We start from the raw sequence: 15240 nt of genomic DNA, 5'->3' as shown, positions 1-15240 counted from the left end.
GCTACCATAATCATTCTTTTGTAGCAAGCACAGTAAGTGTACGGACACTTACGAAAAAATTGATGAAGCAGCCCTCTGGGATCTGCTTCTTTTTTTATCAACTTTTAACTTGTTAGGATGTACCCTAAGACCCCGAAATACATTCAAAGTAGGATTTACCTATGGCAAATTCTTCTCTAATCTTATTATATCCTGCTTCTTTACATCTTAAAACTTCTTTATCAAGCTCTTTACTTTTCTAAATGGTCGCATCAATGATATTTCCGCTAATATCCGATACGGTTTCACCAAGACTCATAAGAGATATATTATCAAGTCTTTCAAAATTTTCTCTTAAAAGTTCACTATCCATAGGATAATCAAGCTGAAACCTTGAAGATACCGCATGGCTCACTGAATCTCTCACAAACTTTGTAAAAGATATTCTATTCTCATCGGCTATTCTAAGCTCGTTCATAAGGCTGTCTATCTTTTCATCACCGTAAAGCCTGCTTAAAGAAAAGATATTTTCTAAGATACTTTCACCCTCTTCATATCCCTCACTTTTTATCATTTCCTTTAACATATCTTGATGCGCTTCTTTATCGAATCTCCATAGATTTACTTCATTGACATCTCTGTTTTTTGAAACTGTCTGACCTATATCAAAGATGTAGTCCACTTTCTTGTATGTGCCATAGTCCTCTATGATAGGGATACCTTTCTGTCCTCGCATAACAGTTATGTTAAAGCGTTCCCTCCAATAATCGAACTTTGCACAGGCTGTCGCTTCAGGATTTCTATCATAGATACTTAATTGACTTCTAAAGCCATATCTTTGATTGTTTCCGACAACCCTTAGGAGCTTCAGATATTCTGCATGACTTTGTAAAATATCCTGTTTTACAAGCTCCAAAATGTTATGAAAATCATTTATTCGCATTTTTACCTCCTTCTTTTTTCCAAACAAAAAAGGCGGTTAGATTTTACTCTAATCACCTTTTGGTTCTATGATCTTATTTATTCTATTTCAGCACTATCCATTTACCTGATTTGGTAGATCCTTCTCTTTTAATAACTCCATGAGCTTTAAGATTTCTTATATGGTATCGCACTCCATCTGCTGTTATTTCTTTAATCTCATTTGCTATCTGTTCCGCAGTAATACTTGGATTGTCTTTCATAAGAAGCACTATCTGTTCTTGGATGCTGTTTTTTTCTTTGGTAGTTTCTTTGGTAGTACTACCATTAAACTCTTTCAAAAATTCTTCATTCACTCCCATCACTGCATTGGTATAGTTATCTTCTTCATTGTCTGGATAAAACTTAAGCTCAGGAGAACCATTTTCTAATAGTGCATCTTTTGCACGCCTTATTCCTGATCCGTAAGACTCTATCAGATTAAGGGAAAAGAACATATCTTTAAGTTCTTTATTAAGATACTGCCTTCTATCAAAACTTCTATCCCTATTAAGAGCTTCGATAGTTACAGGAGGAAGTGGTCTGTTATGGTTTACAAAAGAAATTCTATCCTTGTAAATATAGATTCCTACATATTCAGGCGTATCATATTCTTTATGCAAAATAGCGTTAGTAGCAAGTTCCTCAAATGCCGTAAGAGGATAGTTATAGATAATCTTATGCTCAATTTTATCAGCTTCCCTTATGGTGTATGAAGCCATAATATTATCTTCAAAATACTTGCTGACTTGTTTTGCCTGTATCCAAACCGGCCCATCAAATCTTTTTGATTCCATTTTATCAGTTCCATCAATTTCTCTTATGATTTCAACATGAGCATTTGGAATAAATTTATTTGGTGTTTCCGCAAACATCAACACAGAAAAATTTTTAGCTCTATAACCACCATACTCACTTTCACTGACAAGTCCCATACTCTTTGCCATATCCAACTTAGACATTTCTCTAATATCTTTCTTTGCTCCTGTCTTAAGCAGATATTCTTTCATATATTTTATACACTTGTTTTTTATGTTTTTTATACTATTAAACGGTGTTTAATACCACTATATTTTATTTTTAAACCCTATTTTTTATTATTTGATTATCATTTTATTATCATTTCTTTCTGCCCCTCTTTGGCGGTCGATCTGTAAGTTCTGTATAAGTATATAGCATATTGGCCACATCTTGCCCGGTTATCTTAAGGGCTGTGGCTATATCCCTTTCCGTCTTACACTCTATGTATTTAAGCCTTAGTACTTCTTGCAATAAAGGCACATTACAGTTTTTCCATGTTTCGCAATCGCTAAACACACGTACAAGCCACGGCACTTCAGTATCTATATACTTTTCTGTAAGCTCTTTTTCAGAATCTATACAACGCTTACGGTAATCAAGCCAAAATTCGCAATGCTTATCTGTTTGTTCTCGCCATTCTTCGTATCGCGCTATCTTATCGGCTATATCGGTATGTTGTCCGCCGTCAACCTTTACACCATCATAGCGTACAGCTTTAAGGCTATATAAATATTCTTCTTCTGCTGCCTTTAATTCTCTATCATAATATTTTTTTAGGTCGTCATAATCTTTTTTGGCTTTCAAGTAAAGTGATAGCCTCTCAATACTTAATTTCCGCATAAAACCCCTTTAATGTTAACAAATGTCAACATACTATTATCCATTACATTAATAAAAAAGCCCCTTTTTACGGGGGCTAAATGCTATTTATTCTGCAGATAGTATATTGCTTTTGCTTTGTTGTCTAATACAAAGGCGTCATATGCAATACGCCCCTCTACTAAATTGCCACTAATTCCCGGAGGGTTATCATGGATTTTGTAATCAGTTAATTTTACCGGTGCAACAGTCGCCACACTATGGGCGATCATAAACCCGAACTTATCCGGTAAACGATTAGCAGGAATTTTTTGCACTCCTAAACCGTCCATAACTCCAACAACGCCCTTAACTCTCAACTCTTGCCCTACATCCTGATTGATTGTAACGTCCTTGTTCTTCTTAAGTAAAACATATGTAGCCGGTGTCATAATAAGCACCCTACCAAACTCCGGAACTCCCACATCGTCAAGTTGTGAGTTTGCTTCTATGATCTTATCGTATATGTTTTCTTTGGTAAGTGTTACATTGGTCTCTTTAATACCGGCATTGTCACACATTACTTTATAAACATATCCATCTATTTCAGGTATAACTACCTGCCTGATCTGCCTTGCAAGTGCTGCTTGTGCTGCAAGTTGTCCCGCTGTTTCGTTAATATCCAGCCTATCAATTGCAAAGGTAAAGGAACGATCCTTTTTTAGTGTCATTTCTTCGGTTGTTGCATCTAATCCCTTAACAACTCCGTATCTGCTCCATATCTGCCCGGCTTCCACCTTCTCGCCTGATCTGTCATAATCATTCATAAGACTTGTAGTAACCTTATAAACTTTCACTGTATGGGCACCGTCCCAAGTAAAATCATTATTAGTTACAAGTTCCCTTTTGCTCTCATTAGTAAAAAGCTCATCAACATAAGGCAGGTATTTAGTTGCCAAATTAATTGTATTTGCCATTTAATAAAATTCCTTTCGTTAGAATATTCTTTCTCCGCCACCAATTCCCCAAATAGGGTCTTTTTGTGGAAATCCTGTAGGCATTCCACCATTACCAGGATTATATCCGGCTACACCTGACTTATTAGTATCAGTACCAAATAAATATGGATCGCTTTCCTTAAGTGCGTTCAATTGCTCGGATAATCCCTCAAGCTCTCCCGCATCATTAAGCTTTACATTCTCCAACTCCAACGCTTTTTTTACAATGTTAACATTCTTAACTTTAGACGCTGCAAGCTCTGTATTTATAGCGTGATCAAGCTTTAATTCGTCCATAGCTTTGTCATGTTCCGCTTCAAACTCTGAAAATAAAGCCGTTACAGCTGTCAACTGCTCCTGTGTCAATCCTAACTCTGCAAGTCTATCTTTTACCTGCATTTTTATATCTCCTTTCGTAATTTGTTGTAAAGGAATGGTTACAAATTAGCAAACAAAAAGGAAGCACCAAAGCGAACGCCAATCATTCGCCCTAATACTTCCCACATCTTTTCAGACTTCCGACAACAGGTAAAGGAATTAAGCCTTGCCGGGGTACTTCAAATATTTTGTTTGCTATGTTATATTATACCACATAAGAGGATGTATATGTATAAATCTTTATAACCTTTTTAAACATTTTAGCGAACGCTTTTGGAGGAAAGAACAAAGGGATTTTGCAATTTCTCTCTGTTCGTCCTCTGTTAAAATTTAAAAGTGACGCATGGGAGAAAAGGACGACATGTATAATTATAAAATGATTTTCTCGTTGTTCGTCCGTTGTTCATTTGCGATTTTCTCTCGCTTCGTCCTTGCTTCGATGGAAAAAAAGGTAACAAAATAGGGAGCATACCCTTAATGGATATACCCCCGTATTCTGGTCTAGGTCATATATTGTTGTTTAACAGCTTTTAATGGTATGTTAGCCACCCGGGTATAAACAGGCATTTACAGCTTGATTTTTGGGATTTTCTCGCTGTCTATGCATATATACACCCTCTTATATTTTCCATCTTCAGACTTGGCAACTTTAGGCCTTTTATCTGTCATGTATGGCATTAAAAGCTTAATAATCTTGCTTACTTCGTGCCTATCACTGCAACTTGCCTTTATCTTTATCATTTTGTAACTCCTTTATATATTCCCTCGCTTCTGCTAAGAACCTGCCTAAAATACTTATTTCATTACCTAAAATATCATAATGGAATCTTGCATCTTCCATATAGGGCTTTGGATAATCCTTGTACAGTCGGCCATCAAAATATTCCCTTGTAAAACCGTTTATGTACAGGCTATCAATACGCCCGTATGCCTCTTCAAGGTTTATAAGGTATCCGTCAATTTCTCTAATAACTTCCTGTTCTATGTCTGAATAAATCTCTTCCCCATCATGTCCATATTTACCCATACAGTATTTTGTTCTTCCTGATAAACTCATTATTACCACTCCTCTCTGTACTTTGCATTCACATACTCAACGATCATAGTATTTATAGCCTTTAAGAAAATATAATCATCATTTTGTAACGGCTCTAAGTTTATGCTTATTAGTTCCTTTATGTTATCCAGTTTTTTAATATCGCTTTTCATATTGTTATTTACTCCTCCTATCCTCTTTGAATACATCCGCCATCTTCAATCCTAAATCAAACCCCGCCAAGAACTGTTCACGCTCTGCAGTCACTAACTGGTCTTTCATCAAATGCACCAGTCTATTATTATCTGCAAGGCATATTGGTAATCTGGCTAGTAAGCCGCTTAACTTTTTAGCAATTTTTAATGTCTCTTCGCCATGTGTTATAACTACTTGGCCGCTCATTTTCTCGAACTCCTCAAAAATATCAGTTATTTTATTCATTCCTTTACTCCTTTTCTTTATCTAATATCAAGGCTGCTATAAAATACAGCCAGTAATCACTTAGTTTATATAATCTTTCATGTATCAGATCATAGGCCTGTTCCCTTGTCATTGCTTATACTCCTTTTCTCTTATTCTGCCGTTACAAGGAAAAATATGGCTTGTTTCCCTCTGTCCCAAAAGTCCCAAGATTTTTGCACTTCTTTTTTATATATGTTTTTATACCCTATTTTTTAAATTTATTTTTATAACTTAAATAAATATGGGACAATAGGGACAATATTTAATAAATGGCTTAAATGCGTGCTTTTTCTGTCCCAAAAAGCTAAAAATTTTAGGGACGTTTTAGGGACAATGTACCTTGTTTTTGGGACAGCATGCAAAAACATAAATTTTTTATAAAGCTATTTTTCTTTGTAACGGCTATTTGTCCCAGTTTTACGTTTTGCATTTTGGGACACTTAACCGTTGCTAAATATTTCATTCTCTGCATCTGTCGCCGCTATAAATTCATTGTTTTCTTCTTTAATTCCTTGAGCATAATAATCTCTGTATTTGTCTACTCGAACCCTCGTTATTTCTAACCCTGTGAGCTTTTTAAGTCTTTCGCTAAACTGTCTTACCCCTACCACCTGCCGTCCATTATCAAGACAATAGGCATTATATGCAGTTAATAATTCTTTTTTGCTCACCTTATCCGCTGGATTCTTGGTAATTATATAGCCCTCATCCATCAGGAAACTATAAACGGTATCGCTGTTCTTACGGTAATTTGCAATTACTTCTTGGCCTGCTGCAACTTCGGAAAAATTATAGTTATTCTCCCTGAGCCTATGCAGTCCCTCGATTGCCCAATTTACTATTGCCGGGAGTTCTTCAAGCATTTTATTTAATATACTTGCGTCCCTCTCCTTTTCTGGTACTTCATGAGTACAAGGCACTATATACATACGCCTATATACATGGTCGCCCTTATCGTCTGCAAAATACGGTAAATCGTTACAAGCAATAATTATAAAGCCTTTAAATACAAGGGCTTTTATATCTTTTCCCTTGCCCTCGGTTTTGATATAATCGCCTCCGGTTACTTGCTTAAATATGGAGCTGTCTTTTATTGTGGCTTTGCCTTGATCTCCGTTCATAATAAGACGGATTAACCCAGCATTTGCAAAAGCAAAACGCCCCTTGTCCTCATTCATATTTTGTAATGGTATAGTGGTTATATGCTCCGGACCTACCAAATTAGAAATAAGGCTTAAAAACTGGCTTTTACCCGTATTACCTATAGGACTGTATAAAATCGCCGCTTTTTTCGTCCTGTGGCCGTGTACGTTAGATATAGCAAGGCCTATTATTTCTTGTAACGCCTTGTACTTCTGCCAATCAATAGCACCATCTACGCCCTTACATAAATCACCTATAAACCGTGTGAAAGTGCTTGTTATATCTGCCATGCTTGCACCCTCTATATAGTCGGTGTTTATCTGCCTTGTATATAGAATATGCTCATTGTGTGGCTCTAGCTTCCTTGTTGTAAGGTTATATAAACCATTCTTAAAGTTTATATAGTTTTCTTCATTGTTAAAGTCCTCCTCTCTTGCCATATGGTCAACATCCGCAAGCATTAAATTATAAACATTGTTCAGTAGATTATCGTTTGCTATTCCATCCGGTATATAAGCCGATATTTTAGCCTTAACGGTGTTTTTGTCCGTTCGCTTATAATATCCGTTCTCATACCAGTAATAACTACCGTCCACCGTCTTATAACTTAAATGTTCGCTTATGCAGGCCTTTAATAATCCCGGATTAACACTCTGTTTTTGGCTTCCGTCTTTCCTTTCGGTTATCTGAATCCAAGGGGCAGCAACTGGCTTAACTTCCTCTATAAGCTTTTTTAAGTCCTCTTTAGAGTGTCCCTCTTTGGTTAAATAGTCCGTTACATCTCCATGCTCTGCCTTTGATGTAACAACCCATTTTATAGAGTGTGCAAACGGCTTTAGATCTGCTATTATTTTGTCCTTAAGGTCAAGCCCCGGAGTATCATTATCCGGCAATATAACAACCCTTGCACCTGTGAAATAGTGGGCAAATTCTGAACGCCAATCACTTACACCGCCAGCCGTTACAGCTGTAAAATGTATTTTTTTAAGTGTATCAACGTCTTTTTCTCCCTCTGTGATATATACCGGAAAACCTTTTTTAATTGCTTTTAAGGCAGCAGGCAAATTATACATAGTTGATTTAATGCCTTCAGGTTTCCTCATTGTGAAGCTGTTGGCCTTACGGTCTACAACTGCATACTTTATATGCTTACCAACAAAACGGATTTTGCTGTATAAGTATTTGCCTGTAGCGTCCTTATAGTCGTATACAGCTTCTATAGGCATCTTTATACAACCCTCTATTTTTTCCCGCCAACTCTCTTCCTGCTTTGTCTTGCCGTCATTAAATAGATCTGCTTCAGTTAGTCCAACCTCTGCTAATATATCTTTGTAATGGCAACCTGCAAGGCAATTTATTAGTATCTTGTCGCCTTCGGCTGATATTCCTAAACTTGCTTGCCTGTCGTTATGGCAGGGGCATAGGGCTTTATAAGTATTCCCGGTACTAATGCGTTTTACACCGTTAAAGCGTCTTAAAAATTCGTCTAATTGCAAATTGTCACCCTCTTAACTTACGCTTTCGTAAGGTATCCCGAATTTATCACAAAAGTACTTTTTTGGTACTCTGCCCTTTACGATATAAAAGCCCTTACACTTTAGATCTGCGTTTAGGTCATTTAATATCTTATAGGCCACGCTACTACTTCGACTTAGTAAAAACGCTATATCTTCGGCGGTTAAGTGCGTACGCTCTCTTATGCTGTCAATATTGGCCTGGCTTCTCACCCTGTCACCTTGCTTTTGCTTTTCTTCCATTCTGTAAGCTCCTTTCTTTTTATTTTTCCTTAACAACTCTATAGCCGGGAATGCTGTTAATTATTTTTCTCTAATGTCTTTAACTTCTACGCCTAGCACTTCCGCTATCTTTTCGGCTGTCTCATATAGGCAACTTTTACCGCACTTAATGCCGCTTATAGTCCCCCTTGATAAGCCTGTAAGCTCTGCCAATACAGATACACTCATATCTTTGTCAACCATAGCATGAGCAAACTTAATCCTGTCAATTCTCATCTGTTTAACTCCTTTCTTTTTTGTTTATATATTCACTATAGTATATATTTTATGAGGTGTCAATCGTTTTTGTTAATTTATTGTATTTTTGTTTATTAATTCGATTTCGTTGCTCTTTTTCTGTAAAAGTGTTAATATACATATATAAAAGGAGGCATTACATGGAAAACATCACTTTTGGCGAAAGATTAAAAAAAATAAGAGTTGATAATAACGTATCTCAAAACGAATTAGCTAAATACTTAGAGATAACTCCCTCGTCCTTGTCATACTATGAGAACGGAGTAAGAACTCCACCGATTACTATAATAAATAAGCTAGTTAATTGCTTTAATGTATCCGCTAATTGGTTGTTAGGGATTGAAAACCCCGAAAATAAAAAGATAAAAACATATGCTGATATGTTAGCGGCATTAGTGCCAATATTAGAACTTGAAAATATATGGAATATGAGTATTAATAAAGCTACTTTTAAAGAATATGTAGATTGTGTTAATGATCCTGAAGAAAGAGAAATGATATATACAATGGCAAATAGTGCCGGTACTCCATATAATAAAAATGATACATACAGCATAGGAGTTTTAAAAACCGTTAACTCTGCGATAATTGGTTTTTTTGAAGATTTTCAAAAAGTATATTCACTGTATGAAAATGGTTCAATGCCTGAAAGTCTATATAAGTTATGGATAGAGGATAGGATATTAAAATTCAAAGATATATCGTTACCGGGAACAGATCCGGACGAACAATAAAAGGATGTGCCTAAAAAGCACGTCCATATTTAGAGTATGGTCATGGTGTGGTTGCCCTTTCAAACGACCCCCTCAAAAATGTTGGAAAATGTTGGTTTTATTTTGCCGTTACAGAATAAAAGGGTACTCACAAAGTTAGTAGGCTGCCCCTGTGGTTACTATCTTTAAGGGCAGATTCTACTTTTATGTGGTGTCCGCTTAAAGTACCACGCCGCACAACCCCCTTATTTTCGTTTGTAACGGCTTTTGGTTTCTGCCCTATTTTTATACCTTTGTTCTGTTAAAACTCAAAATAGACACCATAGAATAAAAAATAGCCTATATATTTAATAGTGCCGTTACTCTTTTTCTTTGTAACGGTTCTATTAAGTGTATAGACCTTATACGCTTATATACGGCATTTCCTTAACAGCTCTATAGCCGGGAAACTTTGGAGGATTAAGAAAATGCCTGTTTATAAAGATAATAACAAAAAGGGATCTTGGTTTGTGTCCTGCTACTATAAAGATTACTTAGGTCATAAGAAACAAAAGGTTAAAAGAGGCTTTACAACAAAAAAAGAAGCCCAAAGCTGGGAGCGTGATTTCTTGGAGCATTACAGTAACCAGCCAACAATATTGTTTAAGACTCTATTAGATGTATATCTAGAGGATTACAAGGCTAAATACAAGCTATCAAGCTATTATATAAAAGAAAAGAATATACATTCCCATATACTGCCATATTTTGGGGAAACTCAAATAAATGATATTACCCCCAATATGATAAGAGAATGGCTCAATAATTTACAACCGAAACAAGGGGACACATTAAGCACCGAAACAAAAAACGGTATACTGCGTAATTTATCGGCTATACTTTCTTACGCTTGCAAATACTACGGCTTAGGTTCAAACCCTTGTAAATTGGTTGACGCTCTAAAAGATAATACAAAAAAAGAAAAGATATTTTTAACACTGGAGCAGTACAAAGCCTTTAAATCTAACATTACAGACATAAGGGATAAGGTTATATTTGATTTATTATTCTTTGCCGGTTTGAGGCGTGGCGAACTGATGGCCCTTACATTTGGAGATGTGGACATTGATAATAAACTGCTGCATATTAGTAAAACAAAAGGATATGCAGCAGGTAGCTATGTAACAACAACACCAAAGACAAAATCAAGTAATAGAGTTGTAACGCTTCCCAGCTTCCTAATAGATGAAATAAAAGAGTATAAAGAACATTGCCTTGATACAGATGCCACAGCCTCACTTCTTAACATCAGGAAGGAAAGCATAGAGTATAAAAAAGATAAGTATTTAAAGCTGGCAGGCTTGCCACACATGAGAATACACGACTTTAGGCATTCACATGTTGCTTTATTGGTTGAGATTGGAGAAAACCCGTTACTAATCGCTAACAGGTTAGGCCATTCAGACATTAAAATGACACTGAACACTTATGCACACCTTTACCCAAACAAGCAAAAAGAACTTGCCCAAAAGTTGGAAAATTTATAAAACATTATCATTTTATTATCAAAAACAAAAATAAGCACCTCGAAACCCTTTATTTATGGGCTTCTTGGTGCTGTTTGTTCTCATCTTGATATATTCATAGCTTAAATCATCTATGGTAGCTGTATCATTCAAATTGGAGCTAAAAGAAAAATTTGCAAATTTCTTCAAAAGCTCAAATTCTTCAGTTGGATTTTGTAGTCTTGAATCTCTACCGATTCTAATGTATCTTCCTGCCTTTAATCGAATATCTTTATCTTTTTCTGCTCTTTCACTTGTTTGAAACGGACCGTTACTACCACTCTCTACCGCAACGACAATATAATATTCATCATCAATTTTGTCCGTAATAATATTGTAGTTTATTTTAGGATGGATATTGGAAAGAAGAGATTTTAATTCATTTTCAATCCCTTCAACTTTAGACTCTTTTATCCCCTCTATCGGTCTTTTCGGAATTGCCTTTTCTCCCGTTTCTTTATCGTCAACTTCTTCAATTCCAACAAACAACAATCCAATCTCATTGTTCATATAGTTATTGGCAAAGGCACAAGCAGTTTTTAGAATTTTATCTTTAAAATTTGCCGACTTTTTATATTCGATAAAACTGCTTTCTATGTTTTGATTTTCAAGAATGCTGTGAGTCATTCTCTTTATGTCTAAAAGCTGCATAATACCTCCTTTTCAAAAAAATATTTTAATATATTATAGCACTTTTAGGATATTTTTCCACTCTGGAATTAGTCCCTACTTACTTGTATAAGCCATAAATGATAAAGTCCTACCTTGGTCTATTAAATTGTCAAAGAGCAATATTTGAAAGGGATTGTTTTCTTTACATTTTCCTATTTGTCATAAGCAGGCATATCTCTTACCCAAGAAAGTAACGGAGGTCAAACTCCCCTTCACTTTACATAAGGAAAATTTGACCCCTTTGGTTACCGAAGTTTTAAAGTTCTTCGATGAATTTTTTCAGCTTTTCAAGAATTTTGTTTCTTCTTTTGATTAAGGCTGGATGTGTAATACTTTTAAGCTTTGCCACTGAACGAACCGTTTCATCATTGAAATACAAGCGTTCAATAATATCTCTTTCTTCTGCATTAAGTCTTGATATAGCATTTCTAACGGCTTCAATCATCATCTGTGTTTCAACAATCTTTTCTACATCAACACTTTCATCGACAATATTATCTACAAAGTGTCCGTCATGATCCAATGATGAAAAAAGAGCAAGTGTTTTTTCTTGTCCACCTGCTCTAAATACTTTTCGTGTTCTTTTTCTCGCCAGTAGACTTTATATATCTGCTCGCTGACTTTAACCCTTTGTCCGTTGACATAAAGGTAATATTCTTTTGGCATTTTATTTCCTCCATTCTTTTTTGTCTGCTTGTTTTCAGGCAAAAAAGGAGGACTCCTGCATCTAAGCATAAGAAGTCCTCTAAAATGAAAGAAACTTGCTCTTTCCCTATATTTTAAATTTGATTTTTTATGATAATTACCAGTATCAAAAAGGTATATTGTTTTTTTCTATGTAAATAACAGACCCTAAATAATACATAGCAATACCTCCATTGTTTAACCCATTTTTCCCTCACAAACAAAGATTGATTAAATCACTCCTGCTTTTTCAAAATGCTTTTTAAGTATCCTTGTTGCAACAAATGCTCCTATGCAAGCAAGAATAAAAGTTATAAAACCAAATCCTACTGCCCACGAAACTTTGAAATAAGATAATGCTTCATTTATCCCCGCTTCGCTCATTTTCCATTTTGATGCTCTTTCCACAAAAGAAGCTGTTCCGAATAAAATTACAGGAATTACTGTTCCTAAAAAATCTGCTAATGCAAATGTCCCATATCCAATAATCATTCGTCCCTTGCTCTCATAATTTCCTATAATCAAATCACATATAATTCCACCGATTACAGCAAAGACTGCATGAGGTAAATGTCCTCCTGACAACGCAATTAAACCAAGAAGCGTTCCTGATATCGTAAATACACCCTTCTTTTTAACTTTTACAGCCATAAGAATATAAATGTTAGCAGCTATCATAAAGCTAACTCCTGAAGCAATAAATCCTCCAATAATTGTTGTTGCCATAGCAAAGCTGGCTGCCATGTATATGACAATTCCAATTGCATTAAAGATTCCGATTGTAATAAAATCACGACCATTTAATTTGTTTTTCATAAAAGTCTCCTAATAAATTTTCTGTATTACTATCACAAGAGCAATCATCAAAGCTCCTAATAATCCAATCATTAAGTCTGTTTTTCTAAACCGCAATTCTGTTAATGTTACCCTCTTCTCATCACTATCAAGTCCTCTAATAAGTGCCGAAGCTGACAATTCGTCTGAAATTTTAATCATTCTCATTAAAAGCGGAACAAGCGTATATTCAATGTATTTAATTGGATGTAGCAACGGGAAAAATCTGCTTGTTACAATTCCTCGAATCTTCATATTCTCTTTTAATGCCTTGAGTTCTATTTTTATAGTTGGTACAAACCTAAGCAAAACACTAAAAGGTATACCAATGCTTCTTGGTACTTTCATTCTATTTAACACTTCCAGCATTTCACTTACACTTGTAGTCTTTGTTATATATCCACCAAACATAGCGATTAAGGTCATTCTTGATGCAAAGTAAATAAACATATATATTGCAAATACAATACTTGCTTCCGGGAATTTTCCAAGCCCTAACTCTATGCAGTATAAAAGCACAAAAAACAAAATAAAGCGTAAGGCTATTTTCCACATGCTGCTGTATACATACAGAGAAAAGGCAAAAGCAATCAGTCCGAAAAGTAGAATTGTATCGCTTATAAAAAAGCTCGTAAAGGAGGCAATTGGAAGTAGAGTAAGTTTTATTCTCGGATCTATAGTTTTTCTATCTGACAAGCTCTCTACCTCCTCTCATCTTATCTAATATGAGAAATTTATTACTTTCACTCATATCTAAAACAGTTTCTATTTTTCCATCTCCCATTACCGCAACCTCACTCACTGCGTTTGCTAAAAACTCAAAATCATGACTTATCACCAAAACTGTTGTCCCATTTTTTAATTGTTCTTCAATCAATTTTGCCACTGAAAGCATTGAGTCTTTATCACAACCTGATGTTGGTTCATCATAGATGAAAATCTTTGCCTGTTTCATCATTCCACAAGCTATTGTAAGTCTTTGTTTTTCTCCTCTTGATAAAGCAAACGGATGCTTATCAATGTATTTGTCTAAGCCAAGTACATTCAAAATAAACTGTGCCTTTTGGGTATTTTCTTTTTTATCTTTACCCTCCATACCAAGTAGCATTTCATCAAGTACACTTTCCGAAAACAACTGATAGTCTGAATCTTGAAAGACAAAATATGACATATCCATTAAATCTTTATGATTAAGAGACTTATCTTTTCCTGCCCATATTTTTCCCTCTTTTATCTTCTCAAGTCCTGAAATCACTCTTGCAAAGGTAGTTTTCCCGGTACCATTTAAGCCGATAAGACCAATGGCTTTTCCGCACTCCATATTGAAATCAAGATAATTTAAGATGTACTGTTTTTGCTTATTTCCAACCTTAGTTGTACTTGGGTAACAAAATTTCAAGCCTTTTCCACTAATACTTTCATCATTTAATTGATAAGAATATTTCTTCTCACTTATCCTGTATTCTTCTAATTCAAGAGTTCTTAGTCCATTTTCATCCCAAAACTCCCCTTCAAGATGGATAACTTCTTCCCGACTCAAATCCTGTGCAATTTCTCCATCTTTCATCAAAAGAAAACGGTCAAATAAAGACTTTACATAGTACAAACGATGTTCAATTAGAACAACCGTTGTTCCTTTTTTCTTTAATTTCTCCAAAATTAAAAACAGGTCAAATGTTGCTTTCATATCCAAATTTGCTGAAGGTTCATCTAAAATTAAAACTTTCGGATTAATCGCATAGATGCTTGCAATAGCTATCTTTTGTTTCTGTCCGCTTGATAATTCAAAAACAGATTTTCCTTTCAGTTCCGGGATATCCAACTCTGCATATACTTCTTCTACTCTCTGTTTGATTTCATCTCTTGATTTGCAGATAGTTTGAAGCCCAAAAGCTATTTCTTCATCTGTCGTTGTCGTGAAAAACTGACTTCTTGGATCTTGAAATACAGTCCCTACAATATGCCCTATTTCATGAAGTAATAATTTGCTTATATCTTTTCCTGACACAAAGGCTTCTCCTTGCATTTTGCCTTTATAATAATGTGGAATAAGACCATTCATTACACTTCCAAGAGTGCTTTTACCACTTCCACTTTTCCCTGAAATTAAAACAAATTCACCTTTTTTAATTTCAAGATTGATATTTTTTAAAGCAACTTCCCCATCTTCCCATTCATAAGAAACATCTTTTAACAAAATCATGA

The 15240-nt window shown here is 35.3% G+C and carries 17 protein-coding genes and 2 pseudogenes; 2 read left to right on the top strand and 17 right to left on the bottom strand.

The genetic code is table 11. The features are described 5' to 3' along the window. Nucleotides 1-238 precede the first annotated feature (238 nt). From D4A81_RS04860 to D4A81_RS04815, 12 genes are all read right to left on the bottom strand, one after another. Nucleotides 239-922: a hypothetical protein gene (locus D4A81_RS04860; RefSeq protein ID WP_456298603.1), complete on the bottom strand. Its 684-nt coding sequence runs from the start codon at nucleotides 920-922 to the stop codon at nucleotides 239-241. 82 nt (nucleotides 923-1004) lie between these two features. Further along, complete coding sequence (locus D4A81_RS04855; RefSeq protein WP_242977727.1) at nucleotides 1005-1949, bottom strand: ATP-binding protein; 945 nt, start codon at nucleotides 1947-1949, stop codon at nucleotides 1005-1007. Nucleotides 1950-2058: 109 nt separating this feature from the next. Beyond that, on the bottom strand, nucleotides 2059-2580 hold the full coding sequence (locus D4A81_RS04850; RefSeq protein WP_111526121.1) for a hypothetical protein: 522 nt from the start codon (nucleotides 2578-2580) through the stop codon (nucleotides 2059-2061). Between the two features lie 83 nt (nucleotides 2581-2663). Next, nucleotides 2664-3515 carry a hypothetical protein gene (locus D4A81_RS04845; RefSeq protein WP_111526122.1) on the bottom strand — a complete coding sequence of 284 codons (852 nt, stop codon included), beginning with the start codon at nucleotides 3513-3515 and terminating at the stop codon, nucleotides 2664-2666. An 18-nt stretch (nucleotides 3516-3533) separates the two neighbouring features. Further along, nucleotides 3534-3935 carry a phage scaffolding protein gene (locus D4A81_RS04840; protein WP_111526123.1) on the bottom strand — a complete coding sequence of 134 codons (402 nt, stop codon included), beginning with the start codon at nucleotides 3933-3935 and terminating at the stop codon, nucleotides 3534-3536. A 546-nt stretch (nucleotides 3936-4481) separates the two neighbouring features. After that, the gene (locus D4A81_RS13110) at nucleotides 4482-4655 is read right to left on the bottom strand and encodes a hypothetical protein (RefSeq protein ID WP_162902539.1); all 174 of its coding nucleotides are present in this window, start codon (nucleotides 4653-4655) and stop codon (nucleotides 4482-4484) included. After that, nucleotides 4627-4971 carry a hypothetical protein gene (locus tag D4A81_RS04835; protein ID WP_119808260.1) on the bottom strand — a complete coding sequence of 115 codons (345 nt, stop codon included), beginning with the start codon at nucleotides 4969-4971 and terminating at the stop codon, nucleotides 4627-4629. The genes D4A81_RS13110 and D4A81_RS04835 overlap by 29 nt, the downstream gene beginning before the upstream one ends. A 2-nt stretch (nucleotides 4972-4973) precedes the next feature. After that, nucleotides 4974-5123, bottom strand: coding sequence for a hypothetical protein (locus tag D4A81_RS13105; RefSeq protein WP_162902545.1), 150 nt, complete (start codon nucleotides 5121-5123; stop codon nucleotides 4974-4976). Between the two features lie 4 nt (nucleotides 5124-5127). Further along, nucleotides 5128-5391 (bottom strand): hypothetical protein, encoded by a 264-nt coding sequence (locus D4A81_RS04830; protein WP_111526114.1) that lies wholly within the window; start codon nucleotides 5389-5391, stop codon nucleotides 5128-5130. A 461-nt stretch (nucleotides 5392-5852) separates the two neighbouring features. After that, on the bottom strand, nucleotides 5853-8051 hold the full coding sequence (locus tag D4A81_RS04825) for a phage/plasmid primase, P4 family (protein ID WP_111526113.1): 2199 nt from the start codon (nucleotides 8049-8051) through the stop codon (nucleotides 5853-5855). A 12-nt stretch (nucleotides 8052-8063) separates the two neighbouring features. Next, a complete protein-coding gene (locus tag D4A81_RS04820) occupies nucleotides 8064-8312 on the bottom strand; it encodes a hypothetical protein (RefSeq protein WP_242977778.1) in 249 nt (82 codons plus the stop codon). 60 nt (nucleotides 8313-8372) lie between these two features. Continuing rightward, nucleotides 8373-8567, bottom strand: coding sequence for a helix-turn-helix domain-containing protein (locus D4A81_RS04815; RefSeq protein WP_111526112.1), 195 nt, complete (start codon nucleotides 8565-8567; stop codon nucleotides 8373-8375). 161 nt (nucleotides 8568-8728) lie between these two features. Between D4A81_RS04815 and D4A81_RS04810 the strand changes: the two genes are divergently transcribed. Continuing rightward, a complete protein-coding gene (locus D4A81_RS04810) occupies nucleotides 8729-9322 on the top strand; it encodes a helix-turn-helix domain-containing protein (RefSeq protein ID WP_111526111.1) in 594 nt (197 codons plus the stop codon). Nucleotides 9323-9768: 446 nt separating this feature from the next. Continuing rightward, nucleotides 9769-10827 (top strand): site-specific integrase, encoded by a 1059-nt coding sequence (locus tag D4A81_RS04805; RefSeq protein ID WP_111526138.1) that lies wholly within the window; start codon nucleotides 9769-9771, stop codon nucleotides 10825-10827. A gap of 84 nt (nucleotides 10828-10911) precedes the next feature. On the opposite strand, the pseudogene D4A81_RS04800 reads toward D4A81_RS04805, so the two are convergent. The 5 genes and pseudogenes from D4A81_RS04800 to D4A81_RS04780 form a co-directional block, all read right to left on the bottom strand. Beyond that, a pseudogene (locus tag D4A81_RS04800) lies at nucleotides 10912-11496 on the bottom strand (AlbA family DNA-binding domain-containing protein); the annotation flags it as partial. Between the two features lie 277 nt (nucleotides 11497-11773). Further along, nucleotides 11774-12183: pseudogene (locus D4A81_RS04795) on the bottom strand (sigma-70 family RNA polymerase sigma factor). 249 nt (nucleotides 12184-12432) lie between these two features. Beyond that, the gene (locus tag D4A81_RS04790) at nucleotides 12433-13017 is read right to left on the bottom strand and encodes an MptD family putative ECF transporter S component (RefSeq protein ID WP_111525405.1); all 585 of its coding nucleotides are present in this window, start codon (nucleotides 13015-13017) and stop codon (nucleotides 12433-12435) included. A gap of 9 nt (nucleotides 13018-13026) precedes the next feature. After that, nucleotides 13027-13731, bottom strand: coding sequence for an energy-coupling factor transporter transmembrane component T (locus D4A81_RS04785; RefSeq protein WP_111525404.1), 705 nt, complete (start codon nucleotides 13729-13731; stop codon nucleotides 13027-13029). After that, nucleotides 13721-15238, bottom strand: a complete 1518-nt coding sequence (locus D4A81_RS04780) for an ABC transporter ATP-binding protein (RefSeq protein ID WP_111525403.1) — start codon at nucleotides 15236-15238, stop codon at nucleotides 13721-13723. The genes D4A81_RS04785 and D4A81_RS04780 overlap by 11 nt, the downstream gene beginning before the upstream one ends. Nucleotides 15239-15240 lie beyond the last annotated feature (2 nt).

Origin of the sequence: Lachnoanaerobaculum umeaense, from assembly GCF_003589745.1 — a bacterium.
In the GTDB taxonomy this organism is placed as follows: Bacteria; Bacillota; Clostridia; order Lachnospirales; family Lachnospiraceae; genus Lachnoanaerobaculum; species Lachnoanaerobaculum umeaense.
The sequence above is the reverse complement of the archived record's forward strand: the minus strand, read 5'-3'. Positions and strand labels throughout refer to the sequence as shown.